Raw genomic sequence first — 15,733 nt, 5'->3', positions numbered from 1 at the left:
TTGTGAATGTATTAGGGCTGGCAATGCCGCTCACAATTCTACAAGTATATGACCGAATTCTTCCCAATCAGGCGACCGACACTCTTATAGTTCTTATCGTCGGCCTCGGTGTCGTTCTGGCCATTGATGCCGTCCTCAAAATCGTTCGCTCATATGTGGTTGGCTGGTCGGCAGCCTCTTTTGCGCACAAGGCCAATATGGAAGCTGCGCATCGTCTGCTTGGACCCAAATCCGATGCAATGACTGATGCCAGTGTTTCCAAACACCTGGATTCTCTAAAATCTCTGCAATCACTTTGCGACCAATACGGCGGACCAGCACGCCTGCTCGCAATCGACCTGCCGGCGAGCCTAATCTTTATTGTTGTTTTGTTCCTGATCGGTGGCCCAATCGGGTTTGTGCCTCTGGCGCTTCTAGCGATTTTCATGCTCCGCACAGCAAACCTCAACTCAAAGCTCAATGCGTTGGTCGAAAAACGCGCAGAGCATGATCAGCGCAAATATGACTTTGTTTTTGAAGTTCTTTCGGGTTTGAATACGATCAAGGCGATGGCGCTGGAGCCGGTCATCTTGCGACGTTTCGAACGCTTGCAGACACAGATTTCCCGCCTTGGCTACGACCAGATCGACCTGAACAACCGCGCTCGTAACACCAGCAGTTTCTTCACAGTGCTCACCACCGTTTGTGTTGTCTCCTCTGGAGCCCTCATGGTGATGGGCGGATTTATCAGCATTGGTGCCGTGGCCGCTTGTACATTGCTCGCCGGCCAGGTCGTGCAGCCGCTGCTGCGCGGCATCAATCACTGGACGGAAATGCAGCGGGTCAAACACGATTACCGTGAAGCCAAGGCCCTTTTTGATCTTCCCATTGAAATCAAACAGACAGCCCGGGATGCCCCTGTTATCGGCAACCTTAGTCTGCAAAATGCCGGCTACAGTGCCCGTAGCGATGTTGTCGTTCCAATCCGCGGCGTAAACCTGTCAATCAATGCAGGTGAAACGCTCGCATTTGAAGGCAGCGATGGCAGCGGCCGGTCGACCTTATCGCGTTTGATGTCTGGCGGGCTTGAGCCAACATCGGGTTCGATATTGATCGATGGCCACGACCTTTACGGCGAAGATCACCGCAGTCTGCGCCGGCAAATCGCCTATGTCGGCAATGACGCGGAAATGTTCTCCGGAACCATCCTGCAAAACCTCACTCTATTCGGATCGCAGTCGACACCGCAAACGGCGCGCATGGCCGCCGATCTCATTGGCTTGGAAAAGGATATCCATCTGCTTCCGCTCGGCTATGACACGCAGTTGGGCAACGCCATTGAGGAAAACTTGACGGATTCCATGATCCAGCGGATCGCGATTGCCCGCGCTTTGGCACGGGAACCAAAGATCCTGATCCTCAACGACGCCAATGGCGCACTTGATCATCGCGGCGAAGCGGAACTTGTTGAAGGTCTGAAGCGACTCAAGGGGCAATTGACCATGATTATCGTCAGCCACCGCCCATCTTTCAGAGCCGTTGCCGACAAACAATATCTGCTTGAAGGCGGACAGCTCAAACCGATGCCGGCGGCCCCAACTCCCAAGAAATATAAACTGCATGCCCGCAAACCTGCTGGCATTCTGAAAACCAGCCAAGGAGCCTGAAATGTCCCTGGCCGCATTTGAAAACTCGTCCGGTTATATTCACGGAGCAAATCCCTCCGACAGGCAAATCAGCCTGGCAAGCCGGGTTCGTCAGCATTCCAGCGTGGCAATTGAGCGCAATTCGGCTGCCGAAGCCTGCCTTCTTCCAGTTCTGGAAGCCCTCGGATGGGATGGCATGGAACGCCACCTATTTGAAGCTTTGCCCCACCTGGAAGGGGTGGCCAGTATATTTGAACTCCGTGCGGTGCTCACCCGGCTGAACTATCGGGTAACAGCCTCCACGAGAGGTTTAAAGCAACTGACGCCTGAACAGTTTCCATGTCTCTTGAAGGTCGGCAACAATGTTTGTGTTGGTCTAGGGCCATCGAACGACGGCCGGTTGCGCGTCTTTAGCGGTGAAGCTCAACAAAACATCAATTTGAGTTATGCCGACCTCAAAGACGCAGAGCTTTATCTGATCGAAGAAGAAGACGCGAGCGTAAGCGCCGGTTTCAAACACTGGTCTTCCCGGCTGTTTCACCGGTTCCGCGGCACGTTAGCCTCCATTATGGCGATCGGATTCCTGGCCAATATCCTTGCCCTCGGACTGCCGCTGTTTGTGATGAACGTCTATGACAAGGCGATTGGCGCAAAATCCGTAACGGTTCTGCTCACCCTGATGGTCGGGATCGCGGTGATCCTGTGTACGGATTGGCTTGTGAAAGGGACCAAGTCACACCTACAGGCCTATTTGGGCGCGCGTCTCGATGCCGTTGTGGCCAACTCCACATTCCGGCATTTCCTCCACTTGCCGCTGCCGCTCACAGCTTCGGCGCCAATCGGTGCGCAAATCACCCGGTTGAAGCAGTTCGACGGCGTTCGTGAAATTTTCCACGGCAACCTTGCCAACGCACTCATTGATCTACCGTTTTCTGCATTATTTGTGGTGGTTCTTGCGCTGATTGGCGGACCACTTGCGCTGCTGCCGGCAGGCTTGCTGGCGCTTTACATCGTCGCGGCGCTTTTAATCGTTCCGCGCATGAAAACGGCAATCAACCGGGCGGGTGAAGCCAAATCGCGCCTTCAAAACATCACGGTTGAAATTCTGTCGAAACGGAATGCCATCCGGGATCTGTCGGCCGATGACATCTGGATCGAAAAGTACCGGACCTTGTCCGCCGATTTTGCGCAGAAAAACCTGATCACAAAGCACCTTTCGCAAATCATGCAGGTCATCTCCCAGATGATGATGACCCTTTGCGGCATCGGCGTTCTTGGCTTCGGCGCAATTTTGGTCATGTCTCAAAGCCTGACCCAGGGCGCGCTCATCGCGGTCATGGCCCTTTCCTGGCGTGCGCTCAATCCAATGCACCAAGCATTCTTGAGTTTTTCCCAGCTCGGTCAGGCCCAGCAAACCATTGAGCGGATCAACGGCCTGCTGAAAATCGATATGGAGCGTCAGCCTGGCAAACTGCCGAGCCTGCACCGCCAGTTCCAAGGGACAGTCCGTTTCTCCAATGTGGTGCTCCGCTATCCGGCGCGACAGGAACCAGCCTTGCGGAACTTTTCTTTGCAGGTTGAACAGGGATCAGTCAGCGCAATCACCGGCCCCAGCGGCTGCGGCAAGACCTCGCTGGTTCGGGCAGTTCTCGGCCTCTACAAACCGCAAATGGGCGCGGTTTTGGTTGATGACTTGGATATCCGCCAGCTCGATCCGGGCGAATGGCGCCATGCGATCGGCTACGCGCCCGAGCATTATGACTTCTTCTACGGCACCATCGCCCAGAATTTCCGCATGGCAAACCCGCAGGCGGACAACGACCAGGTGCGGACAGCCTTTGAGGATTTCGGCCTTCACAACTACGCCGACTTGCTGCCGCAGGGGGTTGAGACCCGCCTGACTGGACAGCTGCTGCAAGTTCTGCCCGACAACGTCAAACAACGCATACTCCTTGCGCGCGCCTTCATCCGCCCCGCATCGATCTATGTGCTCGATGATCCGGCCGGAAACCTGGATTTCGAAGGCGACAAACTTCTGATGAAAAAGATCGAGCAGGTCCGCGGCAAGTCGACCGTGATCCTGACGACCTACCGGCCCAGCCACATGCGTATGGCTGACCAGCTCATCTACATGCAAAACGGTATGGTCGCTATGGCTGGCGCACCGAGTGAAATTTTGGACGACGTGCTCAAGCAGCAAACGAAATAACAGCAGCGTGCGCTTTTAAGAGCCGCACCTTCTGACAACCGCCGAGGAAGAACCAATGGCAACGAAAGACAGTTCAGATCCGCTTCGCAAAGCTGTTTATGGCCGCGTGGGCTTGCCGCTTGAATTGGAAGACGGCGTTCCGCCCGCCTTCTATTCCCGGCTCTTGACCGGTCTCACGGTCGCGACAGTGGTTCTTCTTGTTTGGGCAGCCATCGGTCAAATCCGCGAGGTAGCCAACACCATCGGCGAGATCACCCCCGCTGGTCAGATCCTGGCGGTAGAACATCTTGAAGGCGGCATCGTCAACGAAATCCTCGTCAAGGAAGGCCAGCTTGTCAAAGCCGGTGATCCGCTGGCGCGCCTGGAAAAAGAAGATACGACCGCGGAGCTTGCCAGGATCCAGAGCCGATTGAGCTATTTGGAGCTTGAAGAAGAACGCCTGAGAGCCCAGGAGTACAGCGATCCGAACACGATCGGCCTGCGCCTCGACCCAACGGTCAACGGCCTGAGCACACAGCAGCGCGCCGCGCTGACAGCCAACCGGAAGGCAGTTGCCGACGAGCAGGAAGCCTTCACCGCCCGTGTTGGCCAGAAGCGGGCTGAAGTTGTCAGCCTCGAAGCTCAAATTGAGCTGCAGAAGTCTCAAGTTGCATTGGAAAAGGAAAAGTTCGAAATCCAGGAAGGCCTGTTGAAGGACGGCTACACCTCCCGGCGGCGTTACCTGGAAGCCAAGGGCGAGTATCAGCGCTCCCAAGTCACCCTGGAGCAATTGTTCGGCAACCTGGCGCAAGCCCGCGAAATGCTGACCGAAGCTCAGGCCAGCTTGAGCCAGGCGGGTGCGGAAGTGAACCGGGATGTGGCTGATGAACGGGCCCGGATCGCACAGGAACGCGCGGAACTGAAGCAGGAAATCGCCAAACTGGAAGACCGCCAGAAGCGCCTCTTCGTCAAAGCCCCGGTTGATGGCTTCATCAAGTCCCTCGGCCAGACGGGCCGGGGCGCTGTGGTAAATCCAGGCGACATGATCGCTGAAATTGTGCCGCAGTCGGAAAGCATGGTCGCGGAAGTTAAGGTCAATCCGAAAGACATCGGCCACATCAACGTGGGCGACAAGGCCGAGATCACCATCACCAGCTATGATCCGAACATTTATGGCACGATCATCGCCGAGGTGGGAACGATCTCCGCATCCAGCTTCCAGGACGAATATGGCGAATACTATTTCAAAGCTGATCTGGCTTTTCCTGGGAACACCATCGGCGAGGGCAATGTAACCAGCCCCGTCCGTCCGGGCATGCAGGTCAACGCTCAGATCGTCACCGGATCCAAATCGATCCTCAACTATCTGCTGAACCCGGTTACACGGGCGATGCGGACCGTGTTCTCCGAGCGGTGATCTGACGCTTCTAAGCAACAACAAAGCCCCGGCCAAAAAATGGCCGGGGCTTTTTGGTTTCTATCCGCAATAATTGCCTGGTTCGAGACCGCCCCGTTCCCACCGCTAAAAGTACTTATGCGAAAATGGAAACGGTCATCAGATGAGAATTCGTTGCCCCCAAGCTAAAGTTCCCATCAATAAAGTAACACGAAAATAACTGTTTTTACGCACACTACCCGTCGCATACATCTCCTAGGAGGTCAGGGTGAACGCGCAAGAAGCACAAAAGACAGACGGCTCACACGATGCCAGTGCGGCAATCGGACAGGTTTTGTCCGTGCGCGGATCTGAAGCTCTCATTGGATTGCCAGCCCCTTGGCCCAATGATGGAGCAAGGGCAACTGTCGGTAAATTCATGGCGATCAAGGCCGGTAAGCGCGAATTGATCGGGATGATCAAGGAGGTGTCGGCCAGGAATTCCGGCGGGGGGCAAAACCCAAACCTGAAGGCGGTCGCGAAAATCGCACTGATGGGGGAGATCGCTACCGACGCAGCGGGGACCCAACGCTATAAGCGCGGCGTATCAGGTTATCCTTCGATCGGAGACCCTTGCCACTTGATCACAAGCAAACAGTTACGGCTGATTTACAGCCCGGCCGATGCTCGCACGATCAAGATTGGGCAAATGAACCATGACAGCCGGATTGACGCACATGTCGATGTTGACAATCTGATCTCGAAGCACTTCGCCATCTTGGGGTCAACAGGTGTCGGAAAATCCAGCGGTGTTGCTGTAATCCTCTCTGAGATTTTGAGGGTCCGTCCCGATGTACGGCTGTTTTTGCTGGACGGGCACAATGAGTATGGAAGCTGCTTTGGCGAAAAAGCCAATGTGATCGATCCACAAAGTTTCAAGCTTCCCTTCTGGATCTTTAACTTTGAAGAATTAACCGACGTGATCTACGGCGGCCGGCCTGCAGTGGCTGAAGAAGTCGAAATCCTGTCGGAGCTCATCCCGATCGCTAAAGCGACCTATCGCGGATATAAATCGGCCTCTACTGGCGTTTCCATTAAAAAAGTTGACCCTAAACAATCAGGATTTACGGTCGATACACCTGTTCCCTACCTGCTGCAGGATTTGATTTCTCTCATCGATAACCGGATGGGCAAACTTGAGAACCGGTCCTCAAGGATGAGCTACCATCGGCTGTTGATGCGCCTGGAGACGATTACCAACGACCCCCGCTACGCGTTCATGTTCGAGAACGCCAGTGTTGGCGGCGACACCATGGTTGACCTTCTCAGCCACCTGTTCCGGCTTGAGCCGGATGGGCGGCCGATCTCGATCATGCAATTGGCCGGGCTTCCGGTGGAAGTTGTGGATGCGGTCGTATGCGTCCTGTGCCGCCTTGCCTTTGATTTCGGGCTTTGGAGTGATGGCGCGATGCCGTTGCTATTTGTCTGTGAAGAGGCCCACCGCTATGCTTCGGCCAATCCAGCGGTCGGATTTGGTCCAACACGGCGCGCGCTCGCCCGAATTGCCAAGGAAGGGCGCAAACACGGTGTTTTCCTGGGGCTCGTAACACAGCGGCCAGCGGAACTCGATCCCACGATTATTTCTCAATGCAGCACCATGTTCGCGATGCGCATGGCCAACGAACACGATCAGGAGCTGCTTCGCTCTGCGGTCGCGGATGCTGCAGTAAACCTCCTTGATTTCATCCCGTCGCTTGGCACGGGTGAAGTCGTCGGATTTGGTGAAGGCATGCCGATCCCCGCCCGGCTAACCTTTTCCCGGCTTGATCAAAAACTGTTGCCACGGAGCGTTTCCGCTTCGTCCTCGCTTGCAGGTGAAGCCGGCGCACTGCTGGATCGTAACTTTATCAAGTCTGTTGTTGATCGCTGGCGCGGTGCGACAAAAGCGGGCAAAGGTCCAGCCGAGGGAGCACCGAGTGCGCGGACCTCAACACCCGAGCGCGCACCAGCCGGAAAAGACATTTCAGCCATGCTGAGTGATGCTCGGCGCCAGGTCCTCAAGCGTTAGCAGCAATCAAATGACCGACCAAAAACGGGAGAACAAAGGGTCCGCCTGGGACCCACTCGTTAGGGTGATCGATGAGCTGCCGGTCGGTATTGCCGCAGTCTCCAAGTCTGGCCTTGTGGATTATGCCAATCCGATCGGAGCAGCCCACGCTGGGTTTCCAGCCGATCAGGACATCATCGAAACCGATGGCCGCGTGTTTCAAGTTGCGCAGATCAATGTCCCTATGGGGCCGGAAGTCTGCCATGTCCGCCTATCAACTGACATCACGGAACAGCGTCAGTTGGAAGACGACCTCTTCCAGCGGGCTTTTTACGACGACCTGACCGGGCTGCCAAACCGCAACATGGTTGAGAGAACCGTGATGTCGCTGGCGGAAATGGACGATGCGGCCTTCGAGCTTGCCATCATCGATCTGGATGGTTTCAAACAAATCAATGACCACTATGGCCTGTCAGCAGCCGACGCACTCTTGGTGAAGATCGTTGACCGGTTATCCGCCGAGCTTGGGTCTTCCGACATGCTTGCGCGCGTGGCCCGGGACGAGTTTGTGCTGTTGCGCTCTCCGGCGACAAAAGCTGGCGACGTTGATTCAGATTATCAGAAGTATTTGTCACTGCTCAAAAAGCCGTTCTTTATTGACGGGCTTGAGGTCCTAACTTCGGCTTCGATTGGCGTGAGTGTCTACCCCGATCATGGCGAGACATTCGAACAGCTTTATTCCAATGCGGACCGGGCCATTTACCGGATCAAAGACGAAACAAAAGGCAGTGTCCGGTTTTTCGACCCGGCCTTTGATGACGCCTCCAACGAGCGCATGAAACTGGAGCAAAGGCTGCGGCTCGCTGTGCACGATCAGCGCCTGTGCTGTGCATACCAGCCGAAAGTCGATTTCGGTTCCGGCGAAGTGGTTGGCGTCGAGGCTTTGCTTCGCTGGCGCGACGAAAATGGCGATATTCGCCCGCCCGGGAATTTCATTAATATGGCCATTGAACTAGGGCTCATGGACGAGATTACACATCTCGTTTTGGCTGAGATTGTGGCCTCAAGAGGTACAATCGAGGCAGCTTTTGGCGCCAACACAAGCATTTCGATCAATGTCGCGGCCAGCCAGGTGGAAGATCCCCGGTTCATGGCGTCATTTCTTGAGAATATTTCTGAAACGGGGATTGCGGACCGCTTTATGGTCGAAGTGACCGAGGAGGCGTTTTTGCTCAAAAGCCGCTTCCAGACCGAAGTGCTGCCAATGATCCGGGAGACCGGAGCGCGCGTTTCGATCGATGACTTCGGAACAGGATATTCTTCGCTCTCTGCGCTTTCCGAGATTACGGCAGATGAAATTAAGGTCGACCGCTCGTTCATCACAGACATTCATAAAAAACCGCGCAGCCAGAGCGTTTTGAAAGCCATTGAATCGATGGCCCACGCCCTGGACATGTCGATCATCGTAGAGGGCGTCGAGACAAAGGAAGAACTTGACTACTTGCAAGATACAACCCAGATCCGGCTGGCTCAGGGGTACTATTTTGCCAAGCCAATGCTTCTGGGTCAGTTCTCGAAACAGACGCTTCTTTCCGGCGACCTGCGCGCTCCCCCGACGCCTGCACGCGTAATCCCGACGCGGGTGTCCGGGACTCGGTCACAGTAACAAAGGTGAACCGATATCAACCGGCACGCCCGGATATGCGGACGGCATTCTCCGAATGGTGATCTGAGATCAGTGTAAAACCTAGAAAGCCCTGGCCGGTTGGCCAGGGCTTTTTATTCTGAAACTTATTATTTGTATTGTCTTTTACCGGCCCATAGCTGCAGTTCGTATTACAAGGTATCAAGCTCATCCTTGAGGATCCTATGAATCAACCGTCAGTGACCCTGAGAGCTGCAAATCCGACTTTTGATGACGGCCTTGCCTGTGCGCATTATGCAAACGAAGCGTCGGAGGGCTTCATGCAGGTGATGTTCGGACGCCGCTATGAAGAAATTATTGCCAACGCATTCCTGCAACCCGATCACGATAGCTCCTACCAAAACGTAACTTTTGCAGAGTGCGACAACATCATCGTGGGAATGATTTTGGCCTACACCGAAGCGCAGCATCGTCGTTCTTCCCGCGAACCTCAGAGGAAGGCTGCCGGTAGGCTGAGGCTACGAATGAGGATCGTGGAAGTGTTGTTGGCACCACTCATGCGGCTAAACGATTCCATCGAGGAAGGCGATTTCTATCTCCATTTCGTGGCCGTTGACAGGGAAAGACGTGCAACAGGAGTCGGGTCCGTATTGCTGGATGCCTTCGAAGATCAGGCTCGCGCCAGTGGGTCGACCCGACTATCGCTCGATGTGTCCGTTAGGAATGAGGTGGCGCGCCGGTTCTACGAGCATCGCGGATGGAACGTCGAGTCTGAGTGGCCGAACTCCCCGTTCATGCCATCACTGTCCGTTCGGATGACGAGACCGTTGTGAGGCTTCGAAATCGGTCTGGACGCGCATGGGGGACCTTGGTTTACGAAACGGCGAACGTCCGGTTATCGCCCGAAAATTGCTCCCTAATAACGACTTCCAGCTCTCAGCAAGCACCTTCCAAACAAAAGCCTCCGAAAGCATCCCGCTTCCGGAGGTTTTTATTGGCTCTATGCCCAGTCTTAGTGCGTGGCTGGAGTCACCATGGCGCTAATGGTGTCCTGGACATTCAAGACACCGATCGGCTTGCCGTCGCCATTGATCACGCAGCATTCGCCCTGGCCGGTTTCGGCGAATTTTTTGGCCGCCTCTTCCAGCATGATGCCGCTCTCCACGGTGAGACCGCCTTCGAGCGTTTTGCTCTTGTCCATCACAGTATCGACCAGGATCACCCGGCCGCGGTTCACTTCCTTGACGAAGTCTGCGATGTAGGCGTCCGCCGGGTTCAAGACGATGTCCTGACCAGACCCCTGCTGAATGACAGCGCCATCGCGCAGGATGGCGATCTTGTCGCCAAGGCGTAGTGCTTCATCCAGATCGTGCGTGATGAAGACGATGGTCTTGTGCAGCTCTTCCTGCAGGTCGAGCAGAACGGTCTGCATGTCCATACGGATCAGCGGATCAAGCGCCGAGAACGCTTCGTCCATCAGAAGTATGTCGGCGTCATTGGTCAATGCCCGCGCAAGACCAACGCGTTGCTGCATACCGCCGGAGAGCTGGTTCGGATAGTGATCCTCAAAGCCCTCAAGGCCCACCCGTGCAATCCAGCGGGACGCCCGCTCTTCGGCTTCCTTCATCGGAACGCCCTGGATCTCCAGGCCGTAGACGGTGTTTTTCATCACTGTCCGGTGCGGCAAAAGCGCAAACTTCTGGAACACCATCGCCGTTTTGTGGCGGCGGAATTCCCTCAGTTCGCCCTGAGACATCTTGCAGACGTCTTCATTGCCGTAGAGCACTTCGCCGTCTGTCGGGTCAATCAGCCGGTTGATGTGCCGGATCAAGGTGGATTTCCCAGATCCGGATAGGCCCATCACCACCTCGATTTTGCCACCCGGCATGGAGATGTTGATGTTGTTGAGCCCCAGAACATGATTGTGCTTTTCATTCAGCTCGGTCTTGGACATGCCGTCCTTGACGAGCTGCACCATGTCTTTGCCGTTCGGGCCGAAGATCTTGTAAAGATTCTTGATTTCAATGCCGGTTGCCTCAGCCATGGATCACCTCCGAATGTTTCTGAAGGCGTTTGCCATAGGCTTGCGTCGCCCGGTCAAAGATGATGGCGATGGCAACAATAGCCAGGCCGTTCATGACACCCATTGTCAGATACTGGTTTGCAATGGCATTCAGCACGGGCTGGCCCAGACCTTTCACACCGATCAGCGCGGCGACAACGACCATCGCAAGGGACATCATGATGCACTGGTTGACGCCGGCCATTATCGTCGGCAGAGCCAAAGGCAACTGAACATTGCTCAGTTTCTGCCAGGAGCTTGAGCCGAATGCATCGGCGGCTTCCAGAACATCCTGATCAACAAGACGGATGCCAAGGTTGGTCAGACGGATCATCGGCGGAATGGCGTAGATCACCACAGCGATCATACCCGGGACTTTTCCGAGGCCGAAGATCATCACGACCGGAATGAGGTAAACGAAGCTTGGCATCGTTTGCATCAGGTCGAGAACCGGGTTGATCATGCTCTGCACACGATCCGACCGGGCCATCAAGATTCCAAGAGGAATCCCGAGCACAATTGCCATCAAGGTACAGACCGTGACCATGGCAATGGTGCGCATGGTATCTTCCCACATTCCGAGGAAGCCGATCAGGCACAAGGCAGCGAGAGAACCGAGAGTGATCTTAACGTTGCGGCTCATTAGGTAAACGATACCAACGAGTACAGCTAAGATGATTGGCCAGGGTGAATTGATCAGCAAATGTTCCAGAAAGATCAGGAAATCTTTGATCGGATCGAAAGCACTTTCAATTGCATCGCCGTATGCGCGCGTAAAATCTTTAAAGGACCCATCAACCGATTGGCGCAATGCGCGTAAACTGCCCCTGCTTAGCGAGGGAAATTCTTGTAGCCACTCCATCATTCTCGTCCCGTTATTATGCCCCTCATTGAAGAGCCCGCACATTTGCGCGGGCTCTTTTTTGCTTCAACGGATTACAGAGAAGCTTTTACCTTTTCTGCGACTTCCGGGCTCACCCACTTGGTCCAAACGTCTTCAAAGTTTTCCAGGAAGTAGTACGCACCGTCTTCGTTGGTTGCCTGGTTGTCTGTCATCCAGGCCAACACTTTACCGGCTGTCCGGTTGTCCCAAGTCCGACCCTTGACATAATCCATCGTCGGGCCTGCTTTTTTGGCAAAGTCGTCCGTGACAACCGTGAACACCTCAGACGCAACCCAAGAGTTCTTCTTCGGGTCCGGGCAGTCTTCGACCACAGTGCATTTGTCCCACTCTGCTTTGTCGTGCGGAACTTCAAAATCCAGCAGCGTCATGTCGTACTTTCCAAGCATCGCAGTCGGGGCCCAATAATAGCCGAGCCAACCTTCGCCACGTTCGTTTGCACGCGCCATGGAGCCGTCGAGACCGGCAGCAGAGCCCGGATCGACCAATTCAAAGCCAGCTTCTTCACCGCCATAAGCGCGGAACAGGTTGCCGGTCGTGATGCGGCAATTCCAGCCAGTCGGGCAGGTGAAGAAGCCGCCTTTGCTGTCATCTTCAGCACCTGGGAACAGGTCTGGCCGCGCGAGAGCAGCTTCAACTGTATAAATGTCATGTTCTTCAGCGATAGCGGTCGGGACCCACCAACCTTCTACACCGCCTTCGTTGAGGATTTCACCGCCAATGATCAGAGACCCTGCAGCAACAGCTTTGTCGAGCGGCTCACGAACAGCATTAATCCAGAGCTCGGGCGCCATGTCCGGCTCACCCTTTTCGTTCATCGACGTAAAGGTTGGCATGGTGTCACCGGTCACCAGCTCTACGTTACAGCCATAGCCATTTTCAAGAATGATCTTATCTATCTGCGCGATCGCGCCAGCGGACGCCCAGTTCATTTCCGCGACGGTCACCGTACCGCAGTCTTCCGCCATGGCGGACGATGCCATACCGATTAACGCGGTCGCAGCGACCGAGACAAACAACTTTTTCATGAGGGTACTCCTATGCAGTCTGTTTGTTGAACTCTTCATTGGCGCAGCGCATGAATACTAAATAATAAGTATTCACCTCCCGGCGCATCAATTGAACATGTAAAATAGCGCTGTGGATCAAATCACACAGAAAGGCGTGAAGATCTTTGATCTTTTCTACTGCCTTTTCCAGCATCATAAACTTCGACCCAGCTCCCTAATCTTCACCGCAAAACCCGACGGGCCGCACAAGGTCGAAATAGCTATTTCAACCAAGCTCTTGGGCATGCGATCAATACAATTGCATTATGCGCCCTTCAGTACAACAGTCGACCTGCACTTCTTTTGGCCATCATGCGTGTTATTTCGTGAACTTGCCATCCAGCGACATTTTCCTGCCAAGAAACGCCATTTTTACTAAGAATGTAACTTTAAACAGGCGTCGCAACCACACTCAAAAGGTTAATTTTTCTTAAAAATACAACCAAAAGGAGAATAATGATAACGATCATTCTCCTAAAACGTCACCGCAAAAGTGTCTTCTGCAACAGGCCATCGATTGAGGGGACACCCGACGAGGATTTTTGCAGCAAGACGATAGGCCGTTGGAACCATTGATCAGTTTGCAGGCCATCGATGGTCAAGCCGGAATACTGAGTCATCATACCAGCCCATTTTGGAACCACGGCTTGTCCCAATCCGGCCTCAACCATGGCCGCAATCGTCTCCAGAGAATCCAGTTCGCACAAGACCGGTGTCTCACCAATTTGTGTTTCGAGATAGCTTGCGATCAACCGCCCGCCCCAGGTTGACCGGTCATAAAGTATCCAAGGCAGTTCTTCTTGCTGCGGCTCTATCGGCGTTTCACGCGGCGTAATATGCATGAAGGGTTCTTCAGCCATAGCCCTCTTGCGGATTTCTTTGGGCACAGAAAAGGGCGGCTCAACACCGATCACAGCATCGATCTCATCTGCGGCCAGGCTCTCATAAAGCGCCTGCGAACTTCCCGGGCGAACGGTTAGCCTGACCTCCGGCGCCATTTCACGAAAGTGCAGAACCACCTTGGGCACAAAATCGAGCATCGCCGTTGAAATTGCCCCAAGCCGGTACGGCCCTCTCAGACCGTCCGAAGTGACGTGGCCAGACAGCCGCTGTGCGTCGCGAACTAGAGCGTGCGCTGCTGGCAGCATGTTCCGGCATTCCTGCGTCGGCTTGGCCGACTGGGCAGAGCGGGTTAAAAGCCGGCATCCCAAATCCGTTTCCAATACACGTATCCGCTGGCTGACGGCGGCTGCAGTTAATCCCTGCTGGCGGGCAGCCGCAGCAATCGATCCGGTCGTGACGACAGCAAGCAGGCTTTCGAGAAACCGTGTATCCAAAACTTTTTCCTATCCTAAGAAGAACAAAAAGATAGTAATTGTTTTGCAAGATCTCTGCTATGAAAATCCGGACAAATTCGGAGATAGCTTATGCAACCTTGTTTTCATCTCGCCTTTCATGTGACCGATCTGGACAACGCACGTGCGTTTTACGGCGGCATCCTGGGATGCCAGGAAGGCCGCAGCACGGAGACTTGGGTCGACTTCAATTTCTTCGGCCACCAGCTATCTCTGCATCTTGGCAAACCCTTTGAAACAACAACCACCGGCAAAGTTGGCGCTCATATGGTTCCCATGCCGCATTTGGGCGCAGTCCTCGACATGACCGCTTGGAAAGCCCTTGCCGGTAAACTCACCGAAGCGGGATTGGAATTCGTCATTCCGCCCACCATCCGTTTTGAGGGCGAACCTGGGGAACAAAGCACCATGTTTTTTCTGGACCCGTCAGGAAACCCGATCGAAATCAAGGGATTTGCAAGCCAAGCTGGAGTGTTTGCGGCATGAAGACGGTTATCCCCTTCGTTTCCGAAGTCAGCGGTATGGAGCGCCAAGTCTGGCGGGATGCCCTTCCTGAAGCGCTGGACGGGATTGCCGAGGTCAAGGCCTTCGATGACCTTTCAGACGCGGAGCGAAATGCCGCCAAAATCGCAATCGTCGCCAATCCCGATCCCGAGAAGGTCGCGGCCTTAAAAAATCTCGTTTGGGTGCAGAGTCTCTGGGCCGGGGTTGAACGACTTGTAAAAGAACTGCCAGAAGATGGCCCGCTGATAGTCAGGCTGACCGATCCGCAAATGGCAGAAACCATGTCGGAAGCGGTCCTGGCCTGGACGCTGTATCTTCACCGCAGCATGCCGACCTATATGGCCCAACAGCACGCCAAACTCTGGCTCGATCACCCTTTGAAAACACCGCAAGAGGTTACGGTAAGCGTCCTTGGCATCGGGAAACTTGGCCAAGCATCGGCTCTGCGGCTGAAGGCCAACGGGTTTAACGTCATCGGCTGGAGCCGCACCCCCAAAGGGATTGACGGGCTTAAGACATACTCCGGCAACGATGGCCTCCAGGACGTGCTCTCGCAATCTGATATTGCCGTGCTTTTGATGCCCCTGACGGATGACACGCGCGGGTTGTTCAATGAAACTGCGTTTACAAACTTCAAATCCGGCGCCAGCTTGATCAATTTTGCCCGCGGTCCAATCATCAACTCAGATGCGCTTTTGCAGGCGCTCAATAGCGGACGTCTCAACCATGCGGTCCTGGATGTCTTTGACGAAGAACCGTTGCCTGAAGGCCATCCCTTCTGGGATCATCCGCAGGTGACCGTGCTGCCCCATATCTCAGCCCCAACGATTACCAGCACGGCATCGAAGATCGTCGCTGAGAACATCGGCCGATATTTGGAAACCGGCGAGATTCCAGACGCTGTCGACCGCAAACAAGGGTATTGAAGCTGGTGCCGTCGTAATAGTGTCACCGAAGACGGCCTAAGAGGCTGCTTGATCTT

12 protein-coding genes are annotated in these 15,733 nt (G+C 54.6%); 8 read left to right on the top strand and 4 right to left on the bottom strand.

From position 1 onward, the window contains the following. Positions 1-23: 23 nt before the first annotated feature. The 6 genes from ACOOFE_RS02555 (at position 24) to ACOOFE_RS02530 (ending at position 9,713) form a co-directional block, all read left to right on the top strand. Complete coding sequence (locus ACOOFE_RS02555; RefSeq protein ID WP_420413507.1) at positions 24-1,646, top strand: peptidase domain-containing ABC transporter; 1,623 nt, start codon at positions 24-26, stop codon at positions 1,644-1,646. Between the two features lies 1 nt (position 1,647). Then, entirely contained in the window at positions 1,648-3,834 is a 2,187-nt protein-coding gene (locus tag ACOOFE_RS02550) for a peptidase domain-containing ABC transporter (RefSeq protein ID WP_420413506.1), read from the top strand. A 55-nt stretch (positions 3,835-3,889) separates the two neighbouring features. Next, positions 3,890-5,230 carry an HlyD family type I secretion periplasmic adaptor subunit gene (locus tag ACOOFE_RS02545; protein WP_420413505.1) on the top strand — a complete coding sequence of 447 codons (1,341 nt, stop codon included), beginning with the start codon at positions 3,890-3,892 and terminating at the stop codon, positions 5,228-5,230. A 247-nt stretch (positions 5,231-5,477) separates the two neighbouring features. Then, complete coding sequence (locus tag ACOOFE_RS02540; RefSeq protein ID WP_420413504.1) at positions 5,478-7,256, top strand: ATP-binding protein; 1,779 nt, start codon at positions 5,478-5,480, stop codon at positions 7,254-7,256. Positions 7,257-7,266: 10 nt separating this feature from the next. Beyond that, positions 7,267-8,901, top strand: a complete 1,635-nt coding sequence (locus ACOOFE_RS02535; protein WP_420413503.1) for a putative bifunctional diguanylate cyclase/phosphodiesterase — start codon at positions 7,267-7,269, stop codon at positions 8,899-8,901. 203 nt (positions 8,902-9,104) lie between these two features. After that, a complete protein-coding gene (locus tag ACOOFE_RS02530; protein ID WP_420413502.1) occupies positions 9,105-9,713 on the top strand; it encodes a GNAT family N-acetyltransferase in 609 nt (202 codons plus the stop codon). Positions 9,714-9,892: 179 nt separating this feature from the next. Here ACOOFE_RS02530 and ACOOFE_RS02525 read toward each other — a convergent pair whose 3' ends face one another. The 4 genes from ACOOFE_RS02525 to ACOOFE_RS02510 form a co-directional block, all read right to left on the bottom strand. Then, positions 9,893-10,924 (bottom strand): quaternary amine ABC transporter ATP-binding protein, encoded by a 1,032-nt coding sequence (locus ACOOFE_RS02525; protein WP_141184963.1) that lies wholly within the window; start codon positions 10,922-10,924, stop codon positions 9,893-9,895. Next, complete coding sequence (locus ACOOFE_RS02520; RefSeq protein ID WP_420415534.1) at positions 10,917-11,804, bottom strand: ABC transporter permease; 888 nt, start codon at positions 11,802-11,804, stop codon at positions 10,917-10,919. The genes ACOOFE_RS02525 and ACOOFE_RS02520 overlap by 8 nt, the downstream gene beginning before the upstream one ends. A gap of 74 nt (positions 11,805-11,878) precedes the next feature. After that, entirely contained in the window at positions 11,879-12,871 is a 993-nt protein-coding gene (locus ACOOFE_RS02515; RefSeq protein ID WP_141184962.1) for an ABC transporter substrate-binding protein, read from the bottom strand. Between the two features lie 503 nt (positions 12,872-13,374). Continuing rightward, on the bottom strand, positions 13,375-14,229 hold the full coding sequence (locus tag ACOOFE_RS02510; RefSeq protein WP_420413501.1) for a LysR family transcriptional regulator: 855 nt from the start codon (positions 14,227-14,229) through the stop codon (positions 13,375-13,377). Between the two features lie 90 nt (positions 14,230-14,319). Here ACOOFE_RS02510 and ACOOFE_RS02505 point away from each other — a divergent pair, with 90 nt between their 5' ends. Together ACOOFE_RS02505 and ACOOFE_RS02500 are read left to right on the top strand one after the other, a co-directional pair. Then, entirely contained in the window at positions 14,320-14,733 is a 414-nt protein-coding gene (locus ACOOFE_RS02505) for a VOC family protein (RefSeq protein ID WP_141184960.1), read from the top strand. Then, entirely contained in the window at positions 14,730-15,677 is a 948-nt protein-coding gene (locus ACOOFE_RS02500; protein ID WP_420413500.1) for a 2-hydroxyacid dehydrogenase, read from the top strand. The genes ACOOFE_RS02505 and ACOOFE_RS02500 overlap by 4 nt, the downstream gene beginning before the upstream one ends. The last annotated feature ends 56 nt before the right edge of the window (positions 15,678-15,733 follow it).

The sequence above is a fragment of the Roseibium sp. genome (assembly GCF_965216085.1).
Taxonomy (GTDB): Bacteria; Pseudomonadota; Alphaproteobacteria; order Rhizobiales; family Stappiaceae; genus Roseibium.
The sequence above is the reverse complement of the archived record's forward strand: the minus strand, read 5'-3'. Positions and strand labels throughout refer to the sequence as shown.

Excerpts from the sequence above, each read along its gene's own strand:
- ACOOFE_RS02555 (WP_420413507.1), top strand. The coding sequence starts at position 24 with ATGCCGCTCACAATTCTACAAGTATATGACCGAATTCTTCCCAATCAG.
- ACOOFE_RS02550 (WP_420413506.1), top strand. The coding sequence starts at position 1,648 with ATGTCCCTGGCCGCATTTGAAAACTCGTCCGGTTATATTCACGGAGCA.
- ACOOFE_RS02545 (WP_420413505.1), top strand. The coding sequence starts at position 3,890 with ATGGCAACGAAAGACAGTTCAGATCCGCTTCGCAAAGCTGTTTATGGC.
- ACOOFE_RS02535 (WP_420413503.1), top strand. The coding sequence starts at position 7,267 with ATGACCGACCAAAAACGGGAGAACAAAGGGTCCGCCTGGGACCCACTC.
- ACOOFE_RS02530 (WP_420413502.1), top strand. The coding sequence starts at position 9,105 with ATGAATCAACCGTCAGTGACCCTGAGAGCTGCAAATCCGACTTTTGAT.
- ACOOFE_RS02525 (WP_141184963.1), bottom strand. The coding sequence starts at position 10,924 with ATGGCTGAGGCAACCGGCATTGAAATCAAGAATCTTTACAAGATCTTC.
- ACOOFE_RS02520 (WP_420415534.1), bottom strand. The coding sequence starts at position 11,804 with ATGGAGTGGCTACAAGAATTTCCCTCGCTAAGCAGGGGCAGTTTACGC.
- ACOOFE_RS02515 (WP_141184962.1), bottom strand. The coding sequence starts at position 12,871 with ATGAAAAAGTTGTTTGTCTCGGTCGCTGCGACCGCGTTAATCGGTATG.
- ACOOFE_RS02505 (WP_141184960.1), top strand. The coding sequence starts at position 14,320 with ATGCAACCTTGTTTTCATCTCGCCTTTCATGTGACCGATCTGGACAAC.
- ACOOFE_RS02500 (WP_420413500.1), top strand. The coding sequence starts at position 14,730 with ATGAAGACGGTTATCCCCTTCGTTTCCGAAGTCAGCGGTATGGAGCGC.